Annotated in this window: 14 protein-coding genes; 9 read left to right on the top strand and 5 right to left on the bottom strand. The window is 74.8% G+C overall.

The window, feature by feature from the left end; genetic code table 11:
- Positions 1–144: 144 nt before the first annotated feature.
- Both ABZ951_RS32035 and ABZ951_RS32030 read right to left on the bottom strand, forming a co-directional pair.
- Positions 145–3,396: a molecular chaperone Hsp90 gene (locus tag ABZ951_RS32035; protein ID WP_344086436.1), complete on the bottom strand. Its 3,252-nt coding sequence runs from the start codon at positions 3,394–3,396 to the stop codon at positions 145–147.
- 369 nt (positions 3,397–3,765) lie between these two features.
- Positions 3,766–4,668 carry a DUF3027 domain-containing protein gene (locus ABZ951_RS32030; RefSeq protein ID WP_344086371.1) on the bottom strand — a complete coding sequence of 301 codons (903 nt, stop codon included), beginning with the start codon at positions 4,666–4,668 and terminating at the stop codon, positions 3,766–3,768.
- Positions 4,669–4,997: 329 nt separating this feature from the next.
- Here ABZ951_RS32030 and ABZ951_RS32025 point away from each other — a divergent pair, with 329 nt between their 5' ends.
- Genes ABZ951_RS32025 through ABZ951_RS32010 form a run of 4 tightly spaced genes read left to right on the top strand, consistent with a single transcriptional unit; the run spans position 4,998 to position 8,546 of the window.
- Complete coding sequence (locus tag ABZ951_RS32025; protein WP_344086374.1) at positions 4,998–6,401, top strand: MFS transporter; 1,404 nt, start codon at positions 4,998–5,000, stop codon at positions 6,399–6,401.
- A 26-nt stretch (positions 6,402–6,427) separates the two neighbouring features.
- Positions 6,428–6,907: a DUF2771 domain-containing protein gene (locus ABZ951_RS32020; protein ID WP_344086377.1), complete on the top strand. Its 480-nt coding sequence runs from the start codon at positions 6,428–6,430 to the stop codon at positions 6,905–6,907.
- A gap of 35 nt (positions 6,908–6,942) precedes the next feature.
- The gene (locus ABZ951_RS32015; protein WP_344086380.1) at positions 6,943–7,698 is read left to right on the top strand and encodes a futalosine hydrolase; all 756 of its coding nucleotides are present in this window, start codon (positions 6,943–6,945) and stop codon (positions 7,696–7,698) included.
- Positions 7,695–8,546: a 1,4-dihydroxy-6-naphthoate synthase gene (locus ABZ951_RS32010; protein WP_344086383.1), complete on the top strand. Its 852-nt coding sequence runs from the start codon at positions 7,695–7,697 to the stop codon at positions 8,544–8,546. Before ABZ951_RS32015 ends, ABZ951_RS32010 begins: the two co-directional genes overlap by 4 nt.
- Before the next feature lie 103 nt (positions 8,547–8,649).
- Here the strand turns inward: ABZ951_RS32010 and ABZ951_RS32005 are convergent, their stop codons facing one another.
- Entirely contained in the window at positions 8,650–9,033 is a 384-nt protein-coding gene (locus ABZ951_RS32005) for a cold-shock protein (RefSeq protein ID WP_344086386.1), read from the bottom strand.
- Positions 9,034–9,231: 198 nt separating this feature from the next.
- Here ABZ951_RS32005 and ABZ951_RS32000 point away from each other — a divergent pair, with 198 nt between their 5' ends.
- Positions 9,232–9,504: a hypothetical protein gene (locus ABZ951_RS32000; RefSeq protein WP_344086389.1), complete on the top strand. Its 273-nt coding sequence runs from the start codon at positions 9,232–9,234 to the stop codon at positions 9,502–9,504.
- On the opposite strand, the gene ABZ951_RS31995 is transcribed toward ABZ951_RS32000, so the two are convergent.
- Positions 9,447–10,118 carry an HAD family hydrolase gene (locus tag ABZ951_RS31995; RefSeq protein WP_344086392.1) on the bottom strand — a complete coding sequence of 224 codons (672 nt, stop codon included), beginning with the start codon at positions 10,116–10,118 and terminating at the stop codon, positions 9,447–9,449. The two genes, ABZ951_RS32000 and ABZ951_RS31995, sit on opposite strands and share 58 nt — an antisense overlap.
- Positions 10,119–10,197: 79 nt before the next feature.
- Here ABZ951_RS31995 and ABZ951_RS31990 point away from each other — a divergent pair, with 79 nt between their 5' ends.
- Genes ABZ951_RS31990 through ABZ951_RS31975 form a run of 4 tightly spaced genes read left to right on the top strand, consistent with a single transcriptional unit; the run spans position 10,198 to position 14,189 of the window.
- The gene (locus tag ABZ951_RS31990; protein ID WP_344086394.1) at positions 10,198–11,232 is read left to right on the top strand and encodes an iron ABC transporter permease; all 1,035 of its coding nucleotides are present in this window, start codon (positions 10,198–10,200) and stop codon (positions 11,230–11,232) included.
- 49 nt (positions 11,233–11,281) lie between these two features.
- Positions 11,282–12,337: an iron chelate uptake ABC transporter family permease subunit gene (locus ABZ951_RS31985; RefSeq protein WP_344086397.1), complete on the top strand. Its 1,056-nt coding sequence runs from the start codon at positions 11,282–11,284 to the stop codon at positions 12,335–12,337.
- A complete protein-coding gene (locus ABZ951_RS31980; RefSeq protein ID WP_344086400.1) occupies positions 12,334–13,158 on the top strand; it encodes an ABC transporter ATP-binding protein in 825 nt (274 codons plus the stop codon). Before ABZ951_RS31985 ends, ABZ951_RS31980 begins: the two co-directional genes overlap by 4 nt.
- A gap of 56 nt (positions 13,159–13,214) precedes the next feature.
- The gene (locus tag ABZ951_RS31975) at positions 13,215–14,189 is read left to right on the top strand and encodes an iron-siderophore ABC transporter substrate-binding protein (RefSeq protein WP_344086403.1); all 975 of its coding nucleotides are present in this window, start codon (positions 13,215–13,217) and stop codon (positions 14,187–14,189) included.
- A gap of 7 nt (positions 14,190–14,196) precedes the next feature.
- On the opposite strand, the gene ABZ951_RS31970 is transcribed toward ABZ951_RS31975, so the two are convergent.
- Positions 14,197–15,102, bottom strand: coding sequence for a hypothetical protein (locus tag ABZ951_RS31970; RefSeq protein WP_361281496.1), 906 nt, complete (start codon positions 15,100–15,102; stop codon positions 14,197–14,199).
- Between the last annotated feature and the right edge of the window lie 200 nt (positions 15,103–15,302).

Here is a 15,302-nt window from a genome sequence, read left to right as displayed (position 1 = left end):
GTCGGGGCGTAAAGCGAAGCAGCCCCGACAACAGGCCCGCGGAGACCCACCCCCGCACATTGACAGCCCCGCGCAGCGGAGCGGCCCCCCGCAGGGGCAACGGCGAGAAACCCGGCAACGCCCCGCGCAGCGGACCGGCAAGGACTAGTCGAACCAGCGCGCTTCCGCCAGCTCCGACGACCTCGCAGGGTCCTCCAGGAGCGCCGCCGCCTCGAAGCGGCGCGCCCACGCGCCCGCCGCCCACGCCAGGCCCGCCGCCACGCCCTCCAGCGTCGTCGCGTGCAGCACGCCGTCCGGGCCGTGGCGCCAGTCGAGCTCCGTGCCGCCGACCACGAGCTCCTCGTGCTCGACGTACGTCGCCGGGGCCCCCGGCAGCAGTTCGCGGACCGCGGCCGGGACCTGGCGGAGAGCGCCGTCGCCCGCCGGGACGACCACCGGGAAGACCTCGCTGACCTTCCGGACCTGCAGCAGCTCTGCCAGGTCGGCCGAGCGGGCGGGCGCCACCGGCAGCAGCGGGTGCCCGGCCGTCAGGGGCAGCAAATCAGGGGCGTCGGCGACCAGCGCTTCGCTCGCGTCCACGACCGTCACCTCGCCGTCCACGACGGCCCGCAGGTCGTCCGGCAGGGTCACCTCGTCGGGGTCGAGGCCGGACAGGGCCCCGTAGAGCGCGTGCAGCTGGGCCGCGCCCACCGGGCGCTCCGCGTCGGCCAGGCGCGCCAGCAGCTCGGCGGCGCCGCCCGGCTCATCGAGCAGGGCGGCGACGGAGGTGCGGACGCCCAGGGCCCGCAGCACCTGGTCGTCGACGAGACCGGCCACGTCGGCCGCCTCGTACAGGCCGGCCAGCAGCGGGTCGCCGCCCGCGGCGCGCAGCCCGGCGGGGCGGCGGCCGTCGAGGACGGGGTGGCCGCGCAGCCACCACGCGGTGTACGGGCGCACCGACTCCGTCGTGCCGTCCGGCAGCAGCACCCGGACCGGGGCGGTCAGGGCGTCCCGCAGGGGCGGCTGCGCGAGCAGGGCGAGGGCCTGCGGCCAGGCGTCGTCGTCGACGAGGTCCAGGTCGCGGACGGCCACGATCTCGGTGGCCACGGGCGGCACGGGCGTGTCGGGCAGGGTGTCGAGGACGTCCTCGCACCAGACGTCGACGGCGTCCAGCAGGCCCACGTCGTCCGGCTCGGCGAAGTCGCCGTCGCGGGGTTCGAGTTCGTCGGGGTCCAGGACGACGTCGGTGGCCCGGACGAGCGCGAAGGTGGCCAGGACGCCCACGGCGGTGAGCGGCTGCTCGCCCCACTGCTCGGCGAGGGCGGCGTCGCACGCGGCGAGTTCGCCGGGGCGGATGACGCGCTCGAAGGCGCTGCCGGGCAGGACGAGCTCCCCGGCGGGGGCGAGCTCGCCGTCCTCGTCGAGGAGGGCGAGGGCGCCGAGCCAGGGTTCATCGCCTGGGGCCAGGTTCGCATCGCGGACGAGTTCCAGGACGGTTTCGGCCAGGGCGTCCGCGCCGAGGGCGTCCTCGTCCCAGATGTCCCCCTCGTCGAGGGAGTTCGCGACGGCCGCCCGGACCTGAGGTGTCGTCAGGATCGCGCGGGGCGAGGCCGGGGTGGCGCCGAGCTTCTCCAGCAGCGGGTGGGCGGCCTCGGGGTGGGCGACCTTCAGGCCGAGCCGGGAGAGCCGCGCGGTGCGCTCCGGGTCCCCGCCGTCCGGGGGCGGGAGCAGCACCTGGCGCGGCCCGACGGCCGTCCGGCCGTCCGCCAGGGGGACGGGCAGGCCGCTGAGGCGGTCCGGGTCGACGCCGGCGAGGCTGTCGTAGAGCCGCCACCACCAGGCGGCGTCGCGCTCGACGCCCGCGAGGCGGTCGACGACCTCGCCGAGCGACACCCGGGCGACGCCGAGGGCCCGCAGCTCGGGGCGGCGCTCCAGGCCGGCGGGCAGCAGGCTGGGGAACAGCTCGCCGAGCACGCGGGCGGTCTCCGCGCCCGCGCCCTCGACGACCTCGGCGTCGAGGGGCCGCAGGGCGTACGTGCCCGGGGAGGTGTCCGTGAGGGCGTCGTCCCAGACGTCGGCGGACTCGCCGGCCGCGGGGCGCGCCGCGCGGCCCGTGGCGGCGTCCGGCCCCTCGGTCCAGGGGATGCCCTCGATGCCGCCGGGGGTCTCCAGGGTGCCGTTGTCCATGGCCGCGCCCGGCAGGAAGGGGACCCTGGGCAGCCGGTCGAGGACGAGGCGGCGCACCTCCGCGTCCAGGGGGCTCTGGGCCAGGGGGGACGGGACGAGGCCGAGGGTGCCGGTCGAGACGGGGTGCCAGTCGCGCAGCAGCTCGGCGTAGGACTCGGCCGCCCGCTCGGTGAGGAAGTTCGTGAGCGGGCCGGGGGCGGTGTGCCGGCGGGTCGGCTCCAGGGGGAAGGTGGCGATGAGGAGCGCGGGGAGGCCCAGGGGCTCGTCCGTGGGCGTGGGGGCGTGCAGCACGGGGGCGGTCCGGGGCCGCTCGGGGGCGCCGTCGGCGCCCACCGGGACCGCCCAGGTCACCGACCAGTGGGGGCGCAGCCGCTCCTCGACGGGCCGGTCGGCGAGCAGCTCGGCGTCCAGCGGTCCGCCCGTGCGCTCGACGCGCCAGCGGGCCGTGGCGGGGCGCGCGGTGTCGTCGATGAGGACGTACGGGCCTTCCTGGCGCCGCGTCAGCGTCCGCACACCGTCGCCCGCCTCCACGACGACCTCGGCCAGGCCGGGCAGGGCCAGGAGCAACGCGTCGTCGATCCCGGCCAGCAGACGCCGGGTCAGGTCCTCGGCGGCGCCGTCGCGCAGCGGGAGGACGACGACGGTGTCGTAGCCGTCGGGCGCGGTGCCCTCGGCGGGCAGCGGGAGGCGCAGCAGCGGCACGTGGCCGGCGCGGCGGCGGATCTCCTCGGCCAGCGCGGGGGCGCCGGCCGCGGCGTCCGCCGCGAGGGCGCCCGCTTCGGCCAGCGACCAGCGGACGCCGCCGGTGCGGCCGACGAGGGCCGGCTCGTCGCTGACGGCCAGCACGGCGGAGAACCCGACCCCGAACCGGCCGACGGCCTCGCCGCTCTCGCGCTTGGCTGAGGCCCGCAGGGTGGACAGGGATTCGACGCCCGCGGCGTCGAGGGGGTCGCCGGTGTTGGCGGCGGCCAGCACGGCGGGCTCGCCGGGACGCGCGGGGTGCAGGGTCAGGCGGAGCCGGCCGGGGACGCCGGCGCGGGCAGCGGCGTCGGCGGCGTTCTGGGCGAGCTCCACGACGAGGCGGTCGCGGTAGCCGCCCAGCGCGAGGTCCTCCTCGGCGTTGGCGTCCTCCCGGAACCGGGCGGGGCTCGCCGCCCAGGCGTCCAGCACGCCGCGGCGCAGCCGTGCGGTCCCGAAGGGGTCCGCACCCTCGACTGTGCCTCGCACCATTGCCGTGCCGCTCACGTGTCGTCTCCCTGCGCTGTCGCTGGCCGCTGTGGCTTCGCGTCTGCGGTGAACGTACCGCTCCGCCGTGCGCGGCTGCCCGCCGCTATCGCGGCGGGTCCTCCCCCACCCCGCCCGCCCGGCACTCGCGCCCGATCGGCACCGTCACCAGCGGGGCTCACCCGCCATCGGCGGCGAACCGCCGCCCGCGGTGCCCGCCGCTACCGCGGCGGGTCCTCCCCCACCCCGCCCGCCCGGCACCGCACCCGAACAGGCACCCTCACCCGCGGGACTCACCCGCCGTCGGCGGCAAACGGCAGGAGGGGGTGGGCCCTCGCACCACAGAACACCCGCCCCCGCCGGAGGCGAAAACGCCTAGGAATGCCCCAGATCCTCCGGCGGAGCCGTATCGTCCACCGATCCCCGCCCCGTCGCCCGCAGCGGCATCGGGTCGACCAGGGTCTCGTCGATGACCGGCGCCGAAGGGCGCGGCGGCTTCGGCATGACCGCCGCTTCGGAGTGGCCGCCGCAGCCGTAGGCGAGGGAGACGACCTGGCCGTCGGCCGGGCCGAACTCATTGGCGCAGATGCCGAACGCCTGACCGAGCGAGCCGCCGATGCGGACGAGGAAGCCGCAGCTCACACAGGAGGCGGGGGCCGCCTGGGCCATCGGGGTCTTGGCGCCGTGCACCTCGTCCCAGCGGTCGGCGGCGGAGTAGAGGCCGTAGCGGGAGAGGACCCGGGCACGGCGCATGCCGAGCTCTTCGGCGACGGCGGCGATGGAGCCGCGGGCGGGCGGCACGGCCTGGGCGGCGGGGGAGCCGACGGTGACGTCGGCGTCCTCCAGCTCGGCGAGCCGGTCCATCTCCTCGGCGACGGCCGAGTTCGGCGGCGGGGCGTCCTCACCGGTCCAGCCGGGCTCCAGGCGCAGGTCGTCGGCCTCGGTGGGCAGCAGGTCGCCGGGGCCCATGTCGCCGGGGCGCAGCCGCTCGCTCCAGGGCACCCACTCGGGTGCCAGGAGGGCGTCGGGCCCGGGCAGCAGGACGGTCTCGTCCAGGGTGACGGCCTTGGCGCGGGAGGCGCGGGCGACGGTCACCGCCCAGCGCCAGCCGCGGTAGGCGGGGTCCAGGCAGGCGAAGTAGTGGGTGACGACGCGGTCCCCGTCGGCGGCGGCCTCCACGTGGTCGCCGACCGTGCCCGGCAGCGCGGCCTCCTCGGCCGCCGCACGGGCCGGTTCGACCGCCTCGGCGCACAGGCGGTCCGGGGTACGGCTTCGCATCGCAGCACTCACAAGAATCGATTCTCTCTTCCACGCCGTCTCACGAGTGCGCCTGCCGAACGGCCGGGTCGGCGGACGGAGCGGACCGGAGGACCGCGTCGACGTCCGCGCCCGAACGGCCTCGGGCGCACCTAGTCACTCCCTATTCTGCGGGATCGAGACTCGGAGCGCGGCCAAGAACAACCGCCGGTGGCGCGCTACGCACGCTACCCCGCGAGGACACCCGGGGGATACCCGGGCTTCGGCGAGCCCTCCCACCGCGTGACGTGCGCGCCCCGGGGATGTGCCGAACGTGCCATGCGCGGCGCGGGTTGGGGCAGTATGGCGAGGTGAGTGCCATCCGGTCAGCCGAAGGCGGTCCGCTCCGCCGTACGGCCCGGGGCGCCGGCCGGCTGCTGCGCGCCCCTTTCTCCTGGGCGGGCCGGGGTGTCCGCAGGGCCACGCACGCGCACGGCGCGGGCGAGTCGGGGCTGGGCAAGCTGATCGAGCTGCACGCGGTGAATTCCGCGGGCGACATGATGATCACCGTGGCGCTGGCGTCCACGGTGTTCTTCTCGGTGCCGACGGACCAGGCGCGGGGCCGGGTGGCGCTGTATCTGGCGGTCACCATGGCGCCCTTCGCGCTCCTGGCCCCGGTGATCGGGCCGCTGCTGGACCGGATCCCGCACGGCCGCCGGGCGGCGATGGCGGGCTCGATGCTGACGCGGGCGCTGCTGGCGCTGACGATGTCGGGGGCGGTGGCGACGGGCGGGCTGGAGCTGTATCCGGCGGCGCTCGGCGTACTGGTGGCGTCGAAGGCGTACGGGGTGGTGCGTTCGGCGGTCGTGCCCCGTCTGCTGCCACCGCGCATCTCTTTGGTGAAGGCGAACTCCCGGGTGACGCTCGGTGGGCTCCTGGCCACGGGTCTGGCGGCCCCGCTGGGGGCGGGGTTGCACCACATCGGGCCGGAATATCCGCTGTACGGGGCATTCGCCGTGTTCGCCCTGGGCACGGTGCTGTCCTTCTCACTGCCGCACAAGGTCGACTCGGCCAAGGGCGAGGCGCGGGCCCGGCTGGTGTCGGGCGAGCACCGGCACCACCTGCCGGCCCGGAAGAACGCGTACAAGAACGGCAAGCGCGCCGCGCGGCGCCCCCGGCCGGGGCTGCGCACGGTGGGCAGCTCGGTGCTGCACGCCCTCCAGGCGAACAGCGCCATGCGCATGCTGTCCGGGTTCCTCACCTTCTTCCTGGCGTTCATGCTGCGCGTGCATCCGATCGGGGGGCTGAGCCCGGCGTTCTCGCTGGGTGTCGTCGCGGTCGCGGCGGGGGCGGGCAACGCCCTGGGCACGGCGATCGGGGCGCTGCTGCGCTCGCGCGGGCCGGAGAAGACCATCGCGCTGGTGCTGACGGTGTCGCTGGGCACGGCGGTGTCGGCGGCGGTGCTCTTCAGCGCGTTCCTCGTGGTCATGGTGGCGGCCGTGGCGGGCATCTCGCAGGCGCTGGGCAAGCAGTCGCTGGACTCGCTGATCCAGCGCGACGTGCCGGAGGAGGTGCGGACGTCCGCGTTCGCCCGGTCCGAGACGCTGCTGCAGATGTCCTGGGTGGTCGGCGGCGCGATCGGGATCCTGTTGCCCCTCAACGGAGTACTGGGCATGTCGGTCGCGGCGGGGGTCCTCACCCTCGGTGTGGCCACTGCCGTACGGGGGCTGCTGAACGCGGCCCGGCGCGGCTCGCCGCACCCGCGCGTGGCGTGACGGGAGGGGCCCTATAGCCTGCCCGTATGACCGCTGCGTTTTTCCGGGGCAAGCGCCGCCGTGCCGCTGCCGCCGTCGGGGCCGTGTCCTTCGGGCTCATCGTCCTTTCCGCCTGCGACAAGCCGACACCGATGGCCACGGTGACCGTCGGGACGTCCACGGTGACGTCCGAGGCCGCCTGCTTCGAGGACGGTGACGGGATGAAGCCCGCCGAGGTCGCCAAGTGCCTGGAGGGCGACTCGAAGACCATCAAGGCCGACATGGACGACAAGATCCGCTTCGGTGTGGAGCCGGAGATCGCGGACAAGGGCTGGTCGCTCTTCGTCAACGGACGTCCGGTGCCCGAGGAGCCCAACACCAAGACGTACCGGACCATCCCGGCCAGCGCCTTCTTCTCGGGCGGCCAGGGCGCGCCGGCCGCGGACAAGACCAAGATCAGCATTGTCGAGGTCTCCTCCGGCAAGGCGCTGGGCGTGTGGAACTTCGACGTCGAGCGCAAGTCCTGACGGTCCGTCCTTCCACCACCGCAGGGGGCCGGCCGATGCGCGTTCTCGTCGTCACCGCCGTGGCCGCGGAGCGTGACGCCGTCACCTCCGGCCCGGCGGCACCGCTGGAGACCGCCGTGCCGGGCTTCGCGCTGCACCGGCGCGCACCGGCCGGACCCGGGGCGCCTCCGGTGGTCCTCGACGCGCTGGCGGCCGGGGTCGGCCCCGCTGCCGCCGCCGCGGGGACGGCGACCGCGCTGACGGCCGCCGCGCTCTCCGGCAGCCCCTACGACCTGGTGGTCTCCGCCGGCATCGGCGGCGGCCTGACCGGCTCCCCGACCGTGCCCGGCGCACCGGTGGGCTCCCTGGTGGTGTCCGACGCGATCGTGGCCGCCGATCTGGGGGCCGAGACCCCCGAGGGCTTCCTGCCGGTCACGGACCTGGGCTTCGGAACCGTCGAGCACCGCCCGCCGGCCGCCCTCGTGGCCGCCGTGGCCGGGGCGACCGGTGCCCGGCCCGGCACCGTGCTGACGGTCTCGACGGTGACGGGCTCCGCCGCCCGGGCCGCGGAGCTCGCCGCGCGGCACCCGGGGGCGCTGGCCGAGGCCATGGAGGGCTTCGGGGTGGCCGAGGCGGCCGCCGCGCACGGGGTGCCCGTGCTGGAGCTCCGCGCCGTGTCCAACCCCGTGGGGCCGCGCGACCGCGCCGCCTGGCGGATCGGCGAGGCGCTGGGCGCGCTCGCGGCCGCCTTCCGGCAGCTCTCCCCCGCGCTCGCCGCGTACTCAGCCGAGAGATCCGAGGTCACCCCATGAGCGAGCCGCTCAAGATCGCCTACTCGCCCTGCCCGAACGACACGTTCGTCTTCGAGGCGTGGGCGCACGGCCGCGTCCCCGGGGCCCCCGCCCTCGACGTGACCTTCGCCGACATCGACATCACCAACGGCATGGCCGAGCGCGGTGAGTTCGACGTGCTCAAGGTGTCGTACGCGGTGCTGCCATGGGTGCTGGAGGAGTACGCGCTGCTGCCGTGCGGCGGCGCCCTGGGCCGGGGCTGCGGGCCGCTGGTGCTCACCCGGGAGCCGGGCGAGGCCGCCTCGCTGGCCGGGAAGACGGTCGCCGTGCCGAGCGAGCGCTCGACGGCGTACCTGCTCTTCCGGCTGTGGGCCGCCGCCGAGGTGCCGGGCGGCGTCGGCGAGGTCGTCGTGCTGCCGTTCCACGAGATCATGCCGGCCGTGCGGGACGGCAAGGTGGACGCCGGCCTGGTCATCCACGAGGCGCGCTTCACGTACCGGGACTACGGCCTGGCCTGCCTGGCCGACATGGGGCAGCACTGGGAGGCCACGACCCGGCTGCCCATCCCGCTGGGCGCGATCATCGCCAAGCGCTCGCTGGGCGCGGCCCGGCTGCGGGAGCTGGCGGACGCCGCCCGGGCGTCCGTCCGCATGGCGTGGGACGACCCGGAAGCCTCCCGGCCGTACGTGCTGGAGCACGCGCAGGAGATGGACCCGGCCGTCGCCGACCAGCACATCGGGCTGTACGTCAATGAGTTCACGGCCGACCTGGGCGAGGCCGGCTACGCCGCGGTGCGCGGCCTGCTCACCCGCGCCGCGGCCGAGGGGCTGGTGCCGCCCCTCGGCCCGGACGCGCTGGCGTTCGTCTGAGAGCAATCGCCTGGGAGTGGTCGTCTGAGCGCGTTCGTCTGAGAGCGCAGCGGGGCCCGGGCCGGGGAGCGTCACCGGCCGGGCCCGCCGCCGGGCGGTGGCGTCAGACGTCGAGCTGGTCGGCCACCGCGCGGAGCATGTCGGCGATCTTGGAGCCGTGGGCCTTGTCGGGGTAGCGGCCGCGCTCCAGCTGCTGGGTGACGTTCTCCAGGAGAGTCGTGAGGTCCTGGACGATCGACGCCAGCTCATCGGGCTTGCGGCGCTGCGCCGCCGCGACCGACGGGGCGGGTTCGAGGAGTGTCACGGTGAGCGCCTGGTCGCCACGCTGGCCGGCCACGACGCCGAACTCCACACGCTGTCCGGGCTTGAGGGCGTCGACCCCGTCCGGGAGCACCGAGGAGTGCACGAAGACGTCGCCGCCGTCGTCACGGGAGAGAAAGCCGAAGCCCTTCTCACTGTTGAACCACTTGACCTTGCCGGTAGGCACGTCTGTCCTCGTCCTCGTGTCTCGTCGGAATAACGGAAAACGTCTGTAATCAACGGAAAAACGGGTCTTGATAGCACTACAGCGGGTCGCAAGACCCGCTCCCCCCAAGGCTAATGGTCCTGGGCCCGGTGACAAGACGTCCTCGTCCGTGCGGCGATGGGGCCTTCACGCCGACGCCTAGGGAACTACCCTGGTCAGGTGAGTAACGAAACGCCCCGGGACGGGGATCTGCTGGTACGCATCGGCGCCATCGTCTTCCTCGTGGGCGCGGTGGCCACCTTGGCGACGGTCGCCCCGCTGTTCCTGGGCGCCGACCCGCTGCCGCCCGCAGCGTACTTCGTCTGCATGCTGATGGGGTTGGGATTCCTGATCGCGGGCGCGGGGGTGCTGCAGTCCATCGCCGCCCAGCGGCGTCAGGCCCGCGCCTCGGTCACGGCCACGGCGCCGGCCCCCTCCTCCGCGGCCCGGTAGCCCCGCAGCCAGCCGGGGAACGCGGTGAGGTCGTCCAGGACCACATCGGCCCCGGCCGCGCGCAGTTCCGCCCCGTCGCACGGCCCGGTCGCCACCGCTACGGAGAGCGCACCCGCCGTACGCGCGCCGCGCACGTCCCCGGTGTGGTCCCCGACGTAGACGCCCGCGCCGTGCTCGCGCAGTGCCGTCCCCTTCTGCTCCGCCCACAGGTCGCCCGCGAGGACGTCGGCGGCCAGGCCGAGGTGGTCCAGGTGGAGGCGGGCGTTCCGCTCGTACTTCGCGGTGACGACGATCGACCGGCCGCCGAGCTCCCGCACGGCGGCGAGCGCCGCGTGGGCGCCCGGCATCGGAGGCGAGGCGCGGATCGCGTGCTCGGGGTAGCCCGCCCGGTAGAGCTCGGCGACCCGGGCGACCTCGGCCGCGGGGAACCAGTTGGCCAGCTCGCGCTCCAGCGGCGGACCCAGCCGGCTGCAGACCAGGTCGACGTCGATGTACGTGCCCGTGAGGGCGGCCAGCGACTCGTACGCGGCCCGGATGCCGGGGCGGGAGTCGACCAGGGTCAGGTCCAGATCGAAGCCGACCGTGAAGCTGTGCGGGCGCGGGTGCGAGGTCATGCGGCCCATTCTGCCGTGGGCTCCGCCCGTACACTGAGCGTCGCCTTACCCGCTCGGTACGACCCATGAACTGGAAGCGATGTCAGCCCCCGCCCCGATCAGCACCCCCAGAGCCCCTCTGGTGCGGCGCCGCATCGGCTGGACGGCGGCCGCGGTCGTCGCCCTGCTGGTAGCGGTCCTGCTCAGCCTCGCCGTGGGGGCCCGCCCCACCCCGCCCGCCCAGGTCCTCGACGCCCTCCTGCACGGAGGCTCCTCCAACGCGGCCGCGGTCGTCCGGGACATGCGGCTGCCCCGCACCCTGGTCGGCCTGATGGTGGGCGCCGCCCTCGCCCTTGCAGGAACGGTTCTGCAAGGGTTGACCCGCAATCCCATCGGCGACCCCGGCATCCTCGGCATCAGCCACGGCGCCGCCGTCGGCATCGTCGCGGCCATCACCCTCGCCGGGGTGCAGAGCCTCAGCGAATTCGTCTGGTGGGGCTTCGCGGGCGCGGCCGTCGCGGCCGTCGCCGTCTACGCCGTCGCCTCGCGCGGGCGCGGCGGCGCCTCCCCCGTCAAGCTCGCCCTCGCCGGAGCGGCGGTCAACGCGCTGCTGGTCTCCGTCATCCACGCCGTCCTCACCACCCACGCCTCCGTCCTGGACCAGTTCCGCTTCTGGCAGGTCGGCTCGCTCAGCGGCCGCAACAGCGAGATCGCCGGGCAGCTCTGGCCGTTCCTCCTCGTCGGCGCCGTCATGGTGCTGTCCGTGGCCCGCGGCCTGGACGCCCTCGCGCTCGGCGAGGACGTCGCCAAGGGCCTCGGCCAGAACATCGCCGCCGTCCGCATCGTCGGCGGCCTCGGCGCGACCGTCCTCACCGGCGCGGGTGTGGCCGCCGCCGGGCCCATCGCCTTCATCGGCCTCGCCGTCCCGCACATCGCCCGTGCCGTCGTCGGCGGCGACCACCGGTGGCTGCTGCCGATGGCCGCGCTCCTCGGGCCGGTGGTCCTGCTGCTCGCCGACACGGCGGGGCGGGTCGTCTTCCCGCCGAGCGAGGTCCCTTCGGGGGTGATGACGGCGCTGATCGGGGTTCCGTTCCTGGTGGCGCTCGTGCGTCGGCGCAAGGGGGTGGCGTCGTGAGTCGGCAGGTCCGCCGCGCGGAGCCGGTCACGGTTCGAGGAGGTGCCCTGTGAGCTCTTCCGTCCAGGTGCGGCCCGCCGGGTACGCGCTCGTCCGGGCCGGGCGCGGGTCGTTCCTCGTGCACCGGCGGGCCGCCGCCGTCGCCTCCGGGCTCGCCGTGCTGCTGGCCGCCGCGTGCGTCCTGTACCTGTGCGTGGGCAAGGTCTTCGTGGCCCCCGGCGAGGTCGTCGACGTCCTCCTGGGGCGGCCGTCGCCCGACGAGCTCGTCGTCGGCACCCTGCGGCTGCCCCGGATGACGGTCGGCCTGCTGGTGGGCGCCGCCTTCGGTGTCGGCGGCGCGCTGATCCAGACCGTGGCCCGCAACCCCCTGGCCAGCCCCGACATCATCGGCATCAGCCAGGGCGCCAGTGCCCTGACGGTCGGCGCGATGACGTTCGGCGTCACCTCGTACGCCTTCCTGCCCTACCTGTCCGTCATCGGCGGGCTCCTCGCGGCCGCCCTCGTCTACCTCTTCGCGTGGCGCGGCGGCCTGCACGCCACCCGGTTCGTCCTCATCGGCATCGGCTTCGCGGTCGCGCTGCGCTCCGTCACCCACCTGTTCATGACCAAGGGCGACTACCTGGTCGCCCAGCAGGCACAGGTGTGGATGACCGGCTCCCTCAACGGGCGGGGCTGGGACGAGGCGGCGCCGGTCACCTGGGCGCTGCTGGTCCTGGCGCCGTTCGTGTGCTGGGCGGCGCGGGCGCAGCGCACGGTGTCGATGGACGACGACACGGCGACCGCCCTGGGCATCCGGCTGAACCGGGTCCGGTTCGGGCTCGTCCTCCTCGGCGTGGTGCTGGCCTCCATCGCCACCGGTGCCGCCGGGCCCGTCGACTTCGTGGCCCTGCTCGCCCCCCAGCTGGCCCGCCGGATGACGCGCACCGCGCAGATCCCGCTGCTGTGCTCGGCGCTGATGGGCGCGCTCATCGTGGTCGTCGCGGACCTGCTGGCCCGCAAGCTCTTCGAGCCGACCGAACTGCCCGTGGGCGTCCTGACCGCCGCCGTCGGTGCCCCGTATCTCATCTGGCTCATCATCAGGGGCCGCACCGGAGGAACAGCGTGACCGAGAGGCCCGCCGCCAGGCTCACCGCCCGCGATCTGACGCTCGCCTACGAGGAGCGCACGGTCGTGGACGGGCTCGACGTGGATATTCCGGACGGTGAGGTCACCGTCGTCGTCGGCCCCAACGCGTGCGGGAAGTCGACGCTGCTGCGGGCGCTCGGCCGGCTGCTGAAGCCCCGTAGCGGCGCCGTCCTCCTGGACGGCACCGAGCTGGCGCGCATCCCCACCCGCACGATCGCCCGGTCCCTGGGACTGCTGCCGCAGACGCCCGTCGCCCCCGAGGCCATCACCGTCGCGGACCTCGTCTCGCGCGGCCGCCAGCCGCACCAGCGCTGGTGGCAGCAGTGGTCGGACGAGGACGAGCGGGCCGTCACGGACGCGATGGAGCGCACGGACGTGGCCGCGCTCGCCGAGCGGGCCGTCGACGAGCTCTCGGGCGGGCAGCGCCAGCGCGTCTGGATCGCCATGGCCCTGGCCCAGGAGACGGACCTGTTGCTCCTGGACGAGCCGACGACGTACCTGGACATCGCCCACCAGGTCGAGGTGCTGGACCTGTGCCGCCGCCTCAACCACGAGCGCGGCCGCACGGTCGTGGCGGTGCTGCACGACCTGAACCAGGCGGCGCGGTACGCCGACCACCTGGTGGCCATGAAGGCGGGCCGCATCGTCGCCCAGGGCCGGCCGGCCGAGGTGGTGACCGAGGAGCTGGTGCGCGAGGTCTTCGGCCTGGAGTCGGTGGTCGTCCCCGACCCGGTGACGGGCAGCCCGCTGGTGGTCCCCGGCCGCCCGTGGCCGGGCGCGGTGAAGACGGCCGGCGTCTGACCCCGGGCCGCCGCCCCTGCCCTCCCCCCCACCCCATGAGCCCGAAAGGCCCCCGTATGTCCCCCACCTCCTCCCGGCGTCTCCTCACCGGCGGCGCCCTCGCCGTGACCGCCGCCCTCGCCCTCACCGCCTGCGGCTCCTCCGATTCCCAGGACACGGAGTCGAAGCCGGGTGACGGCGGCACGCACGTCGTGAAGACCGCCATGGGCGATGTGAAGGTCAAGAACCGGCCGCAGCGCGTCGTCGTCCTGGACACCGCCGAACTGGACTCCGCGATCACCCTCGGGGTGAAGCCCGTGGGCGCCACCCGCGCCGACGTGGCCTCCGGGTTCCTGAACTACCTGCCCAAGGACAAGGTCGACGGCATCCAGGACATCGGCAAGATCGGCGCCCCCAACCTGGAGACCATCGCCGGCCTCAAGCCCGACCTGATCCTCGGCAACAAGGTCCGCGACGCCGCCCGCTACAAGGAGCTCTCGAAGATCGCCCCCACGGTGATGACCGAGACCACCGGCTACCCGTGGAAGGACAACTTCACCCGGCACGCCGAGGCCCTGGGCAGGACCGCCGAGGCGCAGAAGGCCGTCGACGCCTACCGGGCGCACGCGGGGCAGGTCACCGAGGCGCTGGGCGGCAAGGACAAGGCCGCCGCGGTCAAGGTGAACATGGTGCGGTTCGTCGAGGGCGCCGACATCCGGATCTACGGCCGGAAGAACTACATCGCCACCGTCCTCGCCGACGCGGGCGTCGGCCGCCCCGCCATCGCCGACCAGGCCAAGGACGGCTTCTCCTACGACGTCAGCCCCGAGCAGATCGACAAGGCCGACACCGACGTGATCTTCACGTCCACCTACGGGGACGCGGAGAAGTCCAAGGAGTCCGCCACGACCGGCGGCACCCTCTGGAAGAACATGCGGGCCGTGAAGGACGGCAAGGTGTTCAAGGTCGACGACCAGCTGTGGATCCAGGGCATCGGCTACACCGCCGCCCACAAGATCCTGGACGAGCTGAAGGCCGACCTCACGAAGTGACCGGCGCTCAGCCCGGTCGCCTCGACCGCCAGGTCACGTACCCGGCCGAGGCGACCGCGGCGGCCCGCACCAGCCAGGGCAGCGCGTCCGCCACGGCCGAGCCCAGCGCGCCCTCCGGCACCGGGTCCCCCCAGCGGCCTTCCGTCCGGCCCCACAGCCAGACCGCCCCGGCGGCCAGGACCAGCCCCGGCAGCCCCATGACCGCCCACCACGACTCGGTGCGGGACAGCGTCCGCGTCAGATAGGCCAGGCCCCAGCCGGCGGCGACCACGTACCAATTGCCGAGCAGCGCGCCGACGAGCAGGATCAGGGCGACGAGCAGCAGCAGCGGGGGGACGGGGGCGCCGTCCGCGCGGCGCAGCAGCGACGCCCTCGCCGTCCCGGCCTCCTCCCCCGTCCCTGCCGTCCCGGTGTCCGCCTCCGTCCGCTCGACGGCCGCCGTCCGCTCCCCGGCCTGACCGTCGCGCGGCGGGGGCGGCTTCAGCATTTCGGGGATCTCGACACCGCCGGTGAAGCCGTGCACCGCGTCGCCGGGCGTGAACGGCCCCGGCTCCACCCGCCACCAGTCCGGCACCTCGGCCGACGGGCTCAGCTCACTCTCGGGGGCGAGGTGCGGCGACATGACCGTGTCGTCGACCCGCTGAACCGGCACGGTGCCGTGCCCGCTGCGCGGGGCGACACCGGCGACCGCCTCGTCCGGGGTACCCAGGCCGGCGAGGATCCGCTGCACGGCCGCGGGTGTCTCCGCCCCCTCCGACGACCTGCGCTGCTCGATCTCCGACCGCAGCCGGGCCACCAGCCGCATCCGGTCACCGGAGGTGAGCGCCCGCCGCTGGGCCAGGTCGCCGACCCGGCTCAGGTAGTCGTAGACAAGCTGATCGCTCTCGATCCCCACCGAATCCCCTAAGACCACGAGCCACTGCTTGCCACTGACGGTACCGGGTTCGCTGCGCTCGGCTTCGGTGTTTGTGGCTCAGGTTGATTCTCGGGTTCGCCGCCGTTTCCCGCTGCGCGGGGCGTTGTCCGCTGCGCGGGGCTGTTCAGGTGCGGTGTCGGGCCTGCGCGGGTGGGGCCGCGAAGCGGATGCGGATCGAGGAGCTGACCGCCATGGTC

This window comes from Streptomyces sp. NPDC046215, assembly GCF_040646215.1.
Taxonomy (GTDB): domain Bacteria; phylum Actinomycetota; class Actinomycetes; order Streptomycetales; family Streptomycetaceae; genus Streptomyces; species Streptomyces stramineus.
The sequence above is the reverse complement of the archived record's forward strand: the minus strand, read 5'-3'. Positions and strand labels throughout refer to the sequence as shown.